At 55.0% G+C, this 13,171-nt stretch carries 6 protein-coding genes; all 6 read right to left on the minus strand.

All coding sequences use genetic code 11. From position 1 onward, the window contains the following. Window positions 1–21: 21 nt before the first annotated feature. On the minus strand, window positions 22–3,531 hold the full coding sequence (locus ACI1P1_RS23480; RefSeq protein WP_416218889.1) for a COG1470 family protein: 3,510 nt from the start codon (window positions 3,529–3,531) through the stop codon (window positions 22–24). 143 nt (window positions 3,532–3,674) lie between these two features. Continuing rightward, entirely contained in the window at window positions 3,675–5,282 is a 1,608-nt protein-coding gene (locus ACI1P1_RS23485) for an extracellular solute-binding protein (RefSeq protein ID WP_416218890.1), read from the minus strand. 80 nt (window positions 5,283–5,362) lie between these two features. Beyond that, window positions 5,363–6,244, minus strand: coding sequence for a carbohydrate ABC transporter permease (locus tag ACI1P1_RS23490; protein WP_416218891.1), 882 nt, complete (start codon window positions 6,242–6,244; stop codon window positions 5,363–5,365). Between the two features lie 16 nt (window positions 6,245–6,260). Continuing rightward, entirely contained in the window at window positions 6,261–7,241 is a 981-nt protein-coding gene (locus ACI1P1_RS23495) for an ABC transporter permease (protein WP_416218892.1), read from the minus strand. A 208-nt stretch (window positions 7,242–7,449) separates the two neighbouring features. Then, complete coding sequence (locus ACI1P1_RS23500) at window positions 7,450–9,765, minus strand: AraC family transcriptional regulator (protein ID WP_416218893.1); 2,316 nt, start codon at window positions 9,763–9,765, stop codon at window positions 7,450–7,452. Window positions 9,766–9,937: 172 nt separating this feature from the next. Next, entirely contained in the window at window positions 9,938–13,099 is a 3,162-nt protein-coding gene (locus ACI1P1_RS23505) for a heparinase II/III domain-containing protein (RefSeq protein ID WP_416218894.1), read from the minus strand. Window positions 13,100–13,171: the final 72 nt, after the last annotated feature.

Genomic DNA, 13,171 nt, shown 5'->3' on the forward strand with positions numbered 1-13,171 from the left:
CTCCATTCTCCTCTATGGGGTTTAGTAGGCTGTCCGCTCACTCCGGATAACCCGGCCATCCGCCGTATATTCATTAGCCTCAACCAGCATATGCCCTCCATTGCCCTCCAGGCCGCTCACTCGCAATACCTGAACCCGGCCGTCGGCAAGCCTGACCGTGAGCTCATCGGCGGAGGACGCCTGAACGGAGGCCACCATCGATTTGTCTTCATATGGTTCCATCATAGTAATGAATCTGGCGGTTTTGCCGGTGGAGCGGACACTTAGCATTTTCCGTCTGGCCGCTTCATCGCCCAAGGGGTAATCGGCACCGATGGATGCCGTAAACCGGACGGCCTTCAGACCGGTCAGGTCCACAGTGATGACCCCCGCCTGGTCCATATCCACAGGGTTGGCAGGGATTGCCTTATCGAACTGGCGGGCCTGCAGCTTCACCGGACCGCCATAATAATCCACACCCGGACCGCAGCCAGGATCGGTATTCTCCCTCACCAGCGGGAGGTCCGCCAGATACAGAACCTCACCCGACTCCGTCTCAATACACGGGTCTCCCCAAAAGATGGTCTTTTCTGTGGTTTTGCGGATTCCATGCTCTCCAATTCCTTCTTGAGCCCTCACTCTCAGCTCCAGCGTTTCCCCACTGTCCAACTGTAAATCCAGATCATCCCGGCCCAAAATCCATGCGCCAAAGCTGCCTGATGCCAGCACTTTGCCGCCGCTGCGGACCTCGTACTCCAGCTGTTTTTCCACCTTGTAATATTCCGGTGTATGGCCCACGATCAGTTCTGCCTGGGGCGGCCAGACGGTGTAATGGTCGATGTTCAGCGGACCGTCTGTATTCAGCTCCGTCCGGTTGGCTCTGTTGTCGAACCCGGTACCGAAGCCCGTCCGGAACTGGGCCTTCACCGGTCCCTCCAGCTCATACCAGTCGCAATCCGTGATCAGTTGGGCGCTGTTGAGAGGATCAGGGTCGAACTGCTCCGTATGGTTGATCCGTTCCACTGGCCCTCCCGCTTCTATCCCGGTCAGCCCCTTGCAGTGAAACAGACAGTCGTAATCATGCACCTCATCGCCTGCCAGGTAATCGAACAGAACCACATAGTCGTCGGTGACCACGGTCAGACGCCGTTGGAGCACCGGCTCCGTAAACCCGGTACGGGTGGTATATTCCGGAGGGTTCTCCGGAATGGGGATATACCGGGCTTCATTCCAGGTGCGCTCCGCAAAGCTTTTGTCGCCGTCCACCATCCAGCCGCCGTAAGGGGGATAGGACCAGCGCGCCTGATTCTCCACCGCGCAGGCCTGGAAAAGCTGGCCGCTATGGAACAATAGCCTGCTGCCCTCCGCCGGGTCCTGCTGCTTCCGGTCCACCACCACCATATTGTGGGTTAGGGAGGTTTGGACATAAAATTTGTACATAAAGGTGTGGTAGCTGTACCAGATATTCTCCGGATTATAGAAGCTCCGTCCGTACCGCATAACGGACAGCAGACTGGCCCGGTCATAATGGCCGTGGGCTCCGCCGTGAGAGCCGTACTTCACGACAGCCTGGATCTGCTCCTCCGGCTTCCGGCCCTCCGTCTGCGAACGCAGCACCGCCACACCCGAATTGTCGGCATACGCCGAGGATAGATAAGGCTTGGAGGTGCTGGGAGCAAGACCGGGTACGGCATACAGCAGGTCACGGTCCTCCAGGCTGCAGGTAAGCAGAATATCTGCATATTCCGGCTTGCGGTACAGATAATAGGCCAGGTCATAACGCCCGTCCATATACCCTCTCGGCGAGATGCCGGGAAGCTTGGACTCCGCCGAATCGTTGATGCCGAAGAGCACACCCCGGTAATCGGCAAAAGGAAGCAGACTGTCCCAAATCTGGGTGATAGAGCGGTAATTCAGGCGACTGGGTCCCCAGATGTCCAGGCATAAGCCATCCTTTTCCGGCTTGCCGCCGGGTGTGACCTGACCGTAATACTGGGAGGGAACCCAGGTATCCGACAGATTGATGCCCCAGGGACGGCAGCTCTGGACGATCTCCGACAGCAGCCCCGCCGACATGAGGTTATAGCCGACAGAGCATTCATACCACCAGCCGTCATCCAGTGTTCCCTTGGACAGATGGTCAGTGAATCCTCCGGCTCCATACAAAAAACGCTGCATCCTTTCATAATCCTGAAGGGCCTGGCTGCAGTACAAGGCCCCGGTCATCTCGGCCAGGGTCCAGTTGGAGATGCCTCCCACACTAAGCGCCCAATCAATAAGCTCCATAAATAGACGGAAAGTATGCTCCGTATGGACGTGATCCTCCTTCGCCAGCAAACCCCAGTCAGCCAAGAGATCGTAAACCACTGCCGTGTGCTTGAAAAATTCCCCTTCATGGACCAGCTCCTGGCTACATGCCTTACGGGTCAAGGGGTATCCCTCCGCCGGATCAACCACCCTGCGGAGAAACTGCGCCGCCTTTTCCCCCAAGTCCTGCCTGCCTGTCAGCTTCCAGGCAATCGCTGCATTCTCTGCCTCGTGGGCGTGATGGCTTTCCAACAGAAAATCCCTGGTCCGGCCAGCCGGAAGCATCCACTGTTCGGCACGAAACACGTACATTCCAAGCAGTTCTTTGGCCCAGTCCTGCTCCTTCACCGTTTGGGCAACGGTCTGCCAGCCCTCTTCCGTATGTTTGATCACCGGACGGGGAAGCTCCCGCAGGGTAATCAGCTCCAGACTCTCGGCCAGATCGCCCCGGCCATTGGGCACAAACATCAGCTTCTGCACCTCATGGCCCCCCGGCGCAACCCGTTCGGGCAGCTCCACCGATACCATCACCTGGCGCGTTTCCCGCGCCTCCAGCACAAAAGCAGACGGCTCCACCCGTACCGGCATGGTTTCCCAGCCGTATTGCTCCCTGGAAAGGGTTACCGCTTGCGGCTTACCGGTGCAATTGCTGACTAACACAGGATATTCAGCCGCTGCTCCCGCTTGAACCGAACGGGACAGCACCGGAGTATGCACATAGAGCGCCGGTCTTCTTTTGAATAGGATGTTCACAAGACGGACCGGCTTTGCTTCCCCGCTCCCACCGTCTCCCACCGCAGTGATCCGGACGGAGCGCACAAACTTCCATCTGCCGGATAACACCTTCTTATCGTTAAATTGACCGAGCGGAAAGACAAGCATTGTCCGCCCCTCTTCCACACCGGCCACCCGGCAGTAGGATTCGAAAAATTCAATTTCCTCCGGCAAGGGGGATTTATCCATAAGCAGCCCGATCTCCGCCTTGATCTCCCATACCCCCGTCCCCTCCGGAAATTCCAATTCCAGCTCAAGGCTATGCCAATCTCTAAGATCCACGCTATATTCATTGAAGGTGACAAAACCCAGCCGGGACCAGTGGTTTTCCTTGTGCACTCCCGGATATTGCAGGGTGAACGGTTCGCCGGGAATCAGCAGGAATTCCCGTTTGGGGTCTGCCTCCGCCTCGTCTATCTTCACACCGCCCGGCCGCTGCTCCCAGTTCCATAAATCTATAACCGTTTCCATCTTATCCGCTCCCTCTCTCCATTCTATCCCTGCACGCGCCTTGTGGAACATGCTGTTTTTTTAGTTTGTTGTGCGGTTTTTTCAGATATGGCAAAACCGGCGGCGGGAGTACAGCTCCGCACCGCCGGTTCATAGGGCTTACCTTACTTGCCGCCCTTGTCCAGGTAATCCTGAACCTGCTTCTTCAATTCTGCGCGTACCTTATCCAGGCCAAGCGCTTTCAATTCTCCGTTCATTTTCACCGCATCCGCTGTCCAGTCCTTATACTGTCCAACCTTCAGCATTTGCAGGAACGGCGTAAACTTGGAGTTAATGTTGGCAAATTCCGACTTCACATTGGTATTGTCGAAGGTAAACTTGGCAAGGGGCGGGGAATAATAGGTATCCGCCTTGGCCGAATATTCCAGATACTTCTTGGCTGTGTCATCCAGGGATTCGTTGATGCGGATCATGTTGGGATTCCAGGTCATTTCATACCCCGGGAAGGTGTAGTTTTTGGACTCATCCAAAAGCTTCACCTGGTTGTTGCCTACCGCCTGCCAGTGTTTTCCCTCAATGCCGTATTCAAACAAATCATGGTTGGCCCGTTCACTGAACAACCAGTCGAAGAATTTCATGGTGCGGTCGATATTCTTGGAGTTGGCGGGAATTGCCACACTGTTGTTGGACTTGTAATTGGTGCTGATCGCCTTGGTTTTCATATCGCGCACATTGGCGTTATAGACGAAGAATTCCAGATCGGCTGCGGAATTGGTGTCCTGCAGCTTTTTGCGGTCGGCGGCGAAGCTGGAGATGGTGCCTTCATAGGAGGCAGCCTTGCCGGACATAAAGTAGGCCTTGGCATCCTTCTGGCTCAGCACATCCTTCTCCAGGTACTTGCTCCATTCGGCATACTTGTCATGGTCAGGGTGTGCGGTTCTCAGCGTGTTGTACGGAGCAGGTAGCTTGCCATATTCGGAATCCGCGTCGCCGAAGGCCACCACGTCCTTGACGGTCTTCAGATCATCGGACAATTGAACGAAGAAGTTCACTCCGGCAATGCCCACGGGCCGGACGGTATTGTTCTCCGGATTCATGCCGCCGAAGATCTTATAGAACCCACGGGAGCCGCCCAACGCAAGAGGTGTCACACCCTTTTCCTTTTCAAGTACGGTATCATAATACTTCTGCAGATCCTCGTAGCTCTTGATGGGCGAAAGGCCGAATTTCTCACGAAGGTCCTTCCGGATGTAAATCACATCGATATCGTAGAAATACTGCGTGAAGGGAATGGTGTACAGATGATTGTCATACCGCTTGTTGGCCTCAATAAATTCCGGCGTAAAGGCTTTCTTAAGTCCTGGATAGGCATCATTGTTAAAATATTTGTCCAGCTGGGCATAGGCTCCTTGGGGAACCAGCTCCTTCAGGTTGGCAAATTCGGCATCGAATACAAAATCCGCCGACTCGCCTGCAGCCATCATCAGTTTGACCTTCTGCTTATGGTCATTGATGGGGTTCCACTGGATATCCAGCTTGGTGTTCAGCGTGTTCTTGGTGCGGGCTTCAAACTCGGTCAGAACCGCAGCCATATCCTTGGGGGCATCTCCGAACAGCATCCCCTTCAAGGTTACCGCCGGCGGTGTGGAAGCGGCAGAGCCTGCGGATGCGCCGGGGCTGCTTGCGGTGTCCTTGGTGCTGTCTCCACAAGCGGCGGCGGTACCCAGCAGGGCAACAGACAAAACTGCGGTAGCCATACGTTTTACGTTCATGGTGTTCCTCCCTTTACATTTTGAGCTTGTATATACTAATCCGCTCCAGGAAGCTTGACGGGCAAACTCCTTACACGGTATCAGCCCTTTACAGCGCCTACCATCAAACCTTTGACGAAATACTTCTGCAGGAACGGATACAAAAACACAATAGGCCCGATGGTGACCACGGTGGTAGCCAGCCGTACGGTCAAGGCCGGTGGAATGAAGTTGGGTATGTTCACATCCGCCGAAATGGCATTGATGTAATCCAGATTGGTCATGATCCGTTGGATAAGGTATTGCAGCGGGTAGAGATTTTTATCGTTGATATACAGCATGGCGTCAAACCACTTGTTCCAATAGCTTAATGCGTAGAACAGCCCGATGGTGGCCATGGCCGGCAGGGAAATCGGCAGAATGATGCGGAACAGGATATAAGCGTCATTGGCCCCGTCGATTTTGGCCGACTCGGCAATGGATTCATCGATGGACGCAAAGAAGTTCCGCAGCAGGAACATGTTCCACGCACTCAGCATACTGGGAATGATCAGAACCCAGATGGTGTCCTTCATATCCAGGTACTTGGAAATCAGCAGGTACGACGCCACCAATCCCCCGTGGAACAGCATGGTGAAGTAGACATAGAAGGCAATTTTGTTCCGGTATTTCACGGACTTCACCGATAAGGCATAAGCCAAAGCGCTGGTCAGTACCATGGACATGCCGGTTCCCACCAGGGTGATGAAGGTCGTAACGCCATAAGCTCGGTAGATAGTATTGTCCTCGAAGATGAGCTTATAGGCTTCCAGACTGAAGTCGGAGGGCCAGAACATGTAGCCGTTCTTCAGAATGGACGCTTCGCTGGAGAACGAGCTGGCCACCACCGACCAGAAGGGCATCAGGCAATAAACCGCGAATACGGCCAAGAGGATATAAAAGAGACCTTTCAACAGGCGGTCCGACAGGCTTTCCTTGATCATGGCAGAGTTCCTTTCCTTAGAAGATGGCGGATTCAGGGGCAACCTTTTTGGCAATGTAGTTCACGGTGACTACCAGGGTAAAACCAACAATGGACTGCATAAAGCCGATGGCCGCGGACATGCTCATGTCCCCCAGGTCCATCATGGCGCGGAACAGATAGGTGTCGATGACATCCGTGGTCGGATACAGGGCAGGATTCCGGCCGATAATGGCGTAGATCATGCCAAAGTCCCCGTTGAAAATTCCGCCCACCGCCAGAATCAGCAGCAGGATAATCGTCGGCTTCAGCAGCGGAAGCGTGATGAAGCGGATCTTCTGGAGCCGGGTGGCTCCGTCAATGGATGCGGACTCATAAATATCGGGGTTGATGCCAGAGATGGTGGCCATATACACGATGGACCCGAAGCCCGCGCCATGCCAAACCTTCAACAGCACCAGGATGACCGGCCAATATTGCGGAGAGGCCAGGAACTGGACCGGCCCAAGACCGAACACAGACAGGATCTGGTTAATGAAGCCCCCATCTGTAGCCACAAAAGCGGTGATAAACATGGCGACGACGGTCCACGAAAGAAAGTGGGGGAAAATCATCACCGATTGGGTAATTTTCTTGAACCATTTGCCGCTAAGCTCGGTCACCATGATGGCGATGCACACAGCGGTAAAGGTATTGAAGGCAATAAACAGCACGTTCAGAAAAACCGTGTTGCTGACAATCCGGATCCAATCATCGGACTGGAAGAAAAACTGAAAGTTTTTCAGCCCGACAAACTTGCTGCCCGTGATGCCCTTCATAGCCTTGAAATCCTGGAAGGCGATAACGATGCCGCCCATGGGCAGATAGGCAAATACAAAGAACCATATCATGCCCGGCAGAGCCAGGAAGTAGAGAAATTTGTTGCGGGCAAGCTCGTGGGCAAAAGCGGCCAGCCCTCTCCGTTTCTTTATCTTGGGCGGAGAAACCCGCTCAAGCGGGGTTACAGCGGTTTCACTCATTTAGATCCTCCTTTAAGGGTTGTCTCTTACTTTCGTTCCCGTGGCCTAACTATAATCAACCGTCGGCTCCCCGGGGTAGCCCAAAATCCATGCAAAAATCCCGTTCTTCCGCTCCGCAGAGGGTTCAAAAAGTAACAATCGGTTCAATAAAAGACTTTCCCGCCTGTATCAACAAGGGGAAAGTCTCCGGCGGAGGCGTGGGGCCGGCTCATTCCCCGCTGCTTTTGCGGAAATGGTCCGGCGTTTTGCCGCTATATTTTTTGAAGGAAAAATAAAAATACTTGGTGTTTTCGAAGCCCACCATCTCACCGATCCGGTTGGCGGGCAGGTCGGTGCCCAGAAGCAGGGACTTGGCCTTTTCGAAGCGGTATTCCGTCAGATATTGATTGATGGAAATGCCTTCAATATCCTTAAATACCTTCCGCATGTAATTGACCGAAAGCCCCCCGAATTCCGCCAAGGCGTCCACGGTCAGATTGCTGTCGGCATACTGCTCATGAATGCGCTCCTTCAGCTTCTCCACAATGGCCCAATTTTTCTGGGAGGATTGTTTGTCCCTCACACTGATGGCAGACTCGCACAGGGCGGCCAGCCATTCCCGGATTTGATCAAGGGTTTCGAACTTGTACAATTGCTGGCCCAGCGCCCCGATATCCGGCCGGAAGCCGCCCGTATCCGTGGCAGCGGCCATGGCCTTGGCCGTACGGGAGACGGCAAACAGAAGCTGGTTCAGTAGAAGCATCATCTCATCATAAGAAATCCTGCCCAACACCGTCATATATTCCTCCAGCGCTGCTGTGGTCCGGGCCAGATCGCCCAGCTTCATATGATCGGTGATTTGCTTCTCCAGTCCGGTGAACACACTGTCCGGGACGGACTCCCGGCTTTCCTCCATATCCGCAGGAATCAGGCTGCGCGGGCCCAGCACCATCCGGTAGCGGGAGCCGTTCAGAGCGGTCTGCCAGGAGCCCGGCACCTCCTGGAACCCTCTGGCATAGCTGCCCATGGCCACCGACAAGGACAGCTTCAGGTAATGCTCCGCATTCTCCTGGATATCCCGGAGAATATGTAGCAGCTCCGGCTCCATCCCCTCCGGCTTGTTGAATACAACCACCACCTGGTCCTCCCCGCCGTCAAAGCTGTAGGTGGGAAACCGCTTGGCGCCAAGCTCATCGGCGATATTGGTGATGGCATATTTCAACAGGGAAATGTCGTTGGGGCTGTAGGGTCCGGCCCATTCGTCATAGGAATCCAGCCGCAGCAGGGCCACCTGAAAACCCGGCTCCCGGAACAGTATTCCGGCACGGGACAGCTTGCGGGTAAGCTCCGTTTCGCTCCAGCCGCCCAGCGTCAGCTGCCGCAGTGCCTCTCTTCGCTCCGTGTATTGGTACCCGGCCATACTGGTCTGCAGGTCCTGTACCCTGCGCTCCAGATAGCGGAAGGTTCCGGAGAGGAGATCGTATTCGCTTCCCGTCCGGGGACCCGCCCCTCCCAGGTCTGCACGGGTGACATTCTGGACCAGCCGGTGGATAGGGCTATAGATCAGGCGGATGAAAAAGATGCCGAACAGCAACGTCAATACCAGCATGATGGCGGTTGCCGTCAGAATAAACCGCTTCATATCGTTCACCTTTTGCAGCAGCGTGCCGTAATTGACGTCTCCTACGAACACCCAGCCCAGGCTGTCGGATTTCAGATAGGAATAACGGTGCTTCTCTCCCTTGAATACCGTTTCAATACTGCCCTTGTTGCTGGACGAAGCCAAGATCCTCCGGATGGCCTCATTATCCGATACATCGGCAAACATCATGCTGCTGTCCGTATGGGAAACCACCGTACCCTGGCGGTTCAAAATCATGGACTGGTAGGATTTGGTCCCCTTATCCGTGCCGTTCATCACCAGATCCTGGAGAATCTGCTGATCGAGATTCAGCACCATGGCTCCGCTTATAGCCCGGTCATCCCGCATGCTCATATACGCCACGGAGATCAGATTCCCGGAGAACACCTTGGTATCATACACAAACTCCGTTTTCCGCGGGATAAAGATGCTTCCTGTATAAACCATCGGATTCGCCAGAAGCTCCAGCATCTTTTGGTCATAAAATTCGTCGAAGCTCCGGACCGTGGTCAGCGAGGAGAACACCAGTCTCTGATTGGGGTTAACCAAGTAAACGGAATGCACCATGGGATTGGTGACTGCCAGATCGGATAGCTTGGCTCCGATCCGTCCCATCAGCGCCGTATCGAACTCACTGCTGTAGAACCCTGCCTGGATATCTGCAGAGGAGTAGGCATTGGCGAAATGGCGGTAGGTGAAGCTGAGCAGAATATCGGCCGTATTGTAGGACTGCTCGATGGCCCGGTCGGTGGACGCAGTCAGCTCCTCCTTCAGGTTATCCGACACCTTGGAGGTGATGACGAGGGTCAGTCCCCCGATGATTAACAAGCCTACGGCCAAATAGGACAGAATCAGGCGAATCAGCAGCTTTTTTTCCATTAAAAAGGTCTTGATGGCTTTCATCGGCTCCTCCATGGACAAAGGGTAACTTTCATTATAAAAAAACCGGGACCGGCTTGGGTATGCGGTTTTTTATGTTTATGGTGCGGTTTTTTAAGAGAATAACGGGATGCAGGCATGAAGCCCGGAGCCTCATGCCTGTGTAGATGTCTGACGTTAGGCTTTGCTTTGGCAGCTATATCTGCACTTGGCGGCGTACAGCAAGTCCGTAAGAGTGCGATGTGGCGTCGATTCCGACAGAATGGCTTTCCGTGCGGAGAAGCAGGGTGCCGTCCGATTCCTTTTGTACCAGCAGCTTCCGCCGCCCCTTCTCTTTGGGATACAGGACCGTCAAAAAACCTGCCTCCGCGTTGGCCACTGCCCGGATATAATCCATCATGGATACACGGTCTGCCTGGTCACCAAAAAAAGGTGTAGCGCGACCTTGCTCCAGACAGAGGGATTCCAGAGGAGACAGGAACACAGTCTCCAGATCCACTCCATATCTCCCTTGCGAGTAGACCTGGCTGCCTTCAATAACCGATTGCCCGGAGGCAACAGGAAGACTGAACAGCACCCGGCCAGAAAAATCCCACACCGTATCGCGGATGATGTACAGGTCAGGCTCCTTCAGCCACAGGATATGGCGGATATGCCGCCCTGCCCCTTCGGGATTGGCTATTTCGATGGTGATGCTCTCCGCATCTCCGCAAAGCACCGTTCCCAGCACTCTGCTCATCCGCGGCACATCCACCCAGCCCCGCTCCAGACTGTAGGTGCCTGCCGACAAATTGATGGCACCTTCCACAGGCTTGGGAATCACCGTTTGTGTGGTGGCAAACTGCATGCAGGCATGGGAGTATGAAGAGATATGCCATTGGGTGCTGCTGTCAAAATAGCCTTCAATTCCGGAATCCATTACCAAAGGCACAGAATCTTTGTAGAGGATAAAAGAACCCTGGTCCAAGTGGCCGTGGCCCACCGGCTGCGGACTGGACATCACGGCGAAGTAGCTTTCCCTGCCGGTGCCGTAACCCTTGCGGAATACATGGATTCCGGCATCGGGAAAGGCGGTGGTGGAGCCGAGAATCAATGCTCCTGTTGGCTTGTAGGTATCCCCTTGTCCCAGGATATTCTCCAAGGCGACGCTCTCCCCCCACAGCCGCTTGAAGGGTTTGCCTGCCGCCGCCCAGGTATGGTACATAAGATCAGCCAATTGGACGTCGGTTTTGGCCACATCCGCCAGATAGGCGGCAAAAAAGCCAAATTCCCCGCCGCCGCCCAAAGCATGGTCGCCGAAAGGCGGTGTGCCGATCCGGCCGTCAAAGTAGCGGTATCCCGGAGTCTGCACCGAGGCGCTGTATCCGAACATCCGCAGCAGAGGCGTATCAGCGAACCAATTTTCCCCCAGCACATGATTCGCTGCCTTGGCATATCCGGCAAAACGCTCCAGTGCCGCATGATGGTAACGGATGGATTCCGGCCAGGAGGAATCCGGGTTCACATTCAGCATCAGCTGTGCCTTCAGAATACAATGGGCATTATGGAGCCAGGTGTGCCGATTGGGAAAGTCCGTCAGTGCCATCATCATAAAGCCGGTTCCCGCACACATATCCGTCTGCCAGTTGCTGCAGCCCTCTTGGGCTTCATAAGGCGTCCATTCCGTACGGTCACGCATATCCAGCATGTACCGGAGTAAATAATCGGTCATGCGGTAGAAGCGCTCTTTTTCCTCCCGGGAAAATACACCCGCGCCGCGGATAAAGGAATAGCTGACCGCCGCCGCCGACAGCATCCTTCCCCCTTGGACCGCGCCATAGCTGTCATTGCCCTCGGGACGCAAATTGGTGGCCAGCCAATGCTCCGCCCCTTGGCAGAAATCATTGAACATAAACAGCAGCTGGTCCTTCACCTTGCGGGCATAAATCAGTTCGCCCGTCATGGCATACTGGATGGCGTCGCACTGCATGGGCAGGAGGAACCGCCCGCCGGGAATGGAGGATTTGCGGTTGAAGCTGTATTCAAATTGGCCAACGGGCTGGCCCGCTGCATCCAGAAATGTCAGAACCGCCTTCAAGCCGGATTTCAGCTTGCCGTCCAGCTTGGCCTGGAAGGTTAAGGTGTACGCTCCTCCCTCCGCAACAGGGACAGTCCGGGTACAGGTCCATGCCCCCTCATCATGGCCGGTGGGGTTGCAAATGTACAAGGAGTGTCTGGTTGTCCCCTCCTGATACCGGGTTTGCACCTGGGAGGAAAGGTTAGCCGTTTCCGGCCGGCTCCGGTCTCCCCCTCCACAGAAAGGATATTCATCCTCCCATTTCAGGACGGGACTGCCCTTGCGCGCTTCAGGCCGCCAATGGAGCGGGCCTTCTCCGCCGCCTTCGTCGAAGCTTCCGTTGGGAATGGGGAGACTGCCCCCGCTGGCGGACAGGATTTCCAGGTTGTCAATCCACACATGGCCAAGCCCCTCCTGCTCATTCTCCTCCGCCGGCAGCACGAAGGAAACGGAGACCGAAGCCGCCTGCTCCGGTGCTTTGAAGTTGGCAATTTTGTCCGTTGAGCTCCATAGGTAAAAATGGCGGTTCAGCTCCGCATAATCATGGCGGCTGTTCATAATCAGGGAGGTCGCCCGCCGGATCTCCTCTTCGCTGTATTGAGCGGCAATGGCGGCGATTTTGTTGTACTGCTCCCGGACCAACGGATCCGTAGCAATGGTCGCCTTCACCCGCTCCAAGCCTTCCCTGGACAGATAAAGAGAAGCCTCCGGGTCCACATCCGTGCGCAGCACCCGGGAATGACGAAGCTCCAGCAAGGCATTGAAGGAGGCCACCGCTGCTAAGGCAATATCTTCGCCGTTGTCCGCGTTGTCTTTCTTTAGGGAAGCCTCCAGCACCAGGCTGGTAGCCTTCAGTTTTTGAATAGCATCTTGGCTGTAACAGCCTGGTTCCCTTCCGGGTTTAGCCGTGTTCAGCAGCTCCCTGCTTTTATCCAACGCAAGGGCTGCCCTCTCCTTCAGCTTCTCTATCCCGCCTCTCCGCATATCCTGGCCTTCAAACCAGCTCAGTGCTTGCTCCAGACCATAATGGGAATATACCTTCCCTTTCTCCAGGAAAGGCGGAACCATGGTGAAACGCTCTGCGGCGAACAACACCGCTTCGTCTTCCCGGGGCCGGTAAAATTCCCGGTTGCGGATGAAAGGAACCTCCTTGCCTGCCAAGGCCTCTTCCGCCAATTGAACCATATCCAACAGCGCCACTTTGGCTCCTTCGGTATAATAACGGCCCTCCCTGTCCAGCAGGCTGCGGGCCTTCTCTATCCATGCTTGTAGCTGATCTGCGTGTGCCGATTTATTCGTCATATCCGGTTGGCCCATCCTTCCATTACTTCTTGCCGGTACTGATAGACCGGCGGTTTGTTCAGCCAGTGTATA

Origin of the sequence: Paenibacillus mesotrionivorans (genome assembly GCF_046098205.1) — a bacterium.
In the GTDB taxonomy this organism is placed as follows: domain Bacteria; phylum Bacillota; class Bacilli; order Paenibacillales; family NBRC-103111; genus Paenibacillus_AR; species Paenibacillus_AR mesotrionivorans.

Excerpts from the sequence above, each read along its gene's own strand:
- ACI1P1_RS23480 (WP_416218889.1), bottom strand. The coding sequence starts at position 3,531 with ATGGAAACGGTTATAGATTTATGGAACTGGGAGCAGCGGCCGGGCGGT.
- ACI1P1_RS23485 (WP_416218890.1), bottom strand. The coding sequence starts at position 5,282 with ATGAACGTAAAACGTATGGCTACCGCAGTTTTGTCTGTTGCCCTGCTG.
- ACI1P1_RS23490 (WP_416218891.1), bottom strand. The coding sequence starts at position 6,244 with ATGATCAAGGAAAGCCTGTCGGACCGCCTGTTGAAAGGTCTCTTTTAT.
- ACI1P1_RS23495 (WP_416218892.1), bottom strand. The coding sequence starts at position 7,241 with ATGAGTGAAACCGCTGTAACCCCGCTTGAGCGGGTTTCTCCGCCCAAG.
- ACI1P1_RS23500 (WP_416218893.1), bottom strand. The coding sequence starts at position 9,765 with ATGAAAGCCATCAAGACCTTTTTAATGGAAAAAAAGCTGCTGATTCGC.
- ACI1P1_RS23505 (WP_416218894.1), bottom strand. The coding sequence starts at position 13,099 with ATGACGAATAAATCGGCACACGCAGATCAGCTACAAGCATGGATAGAG.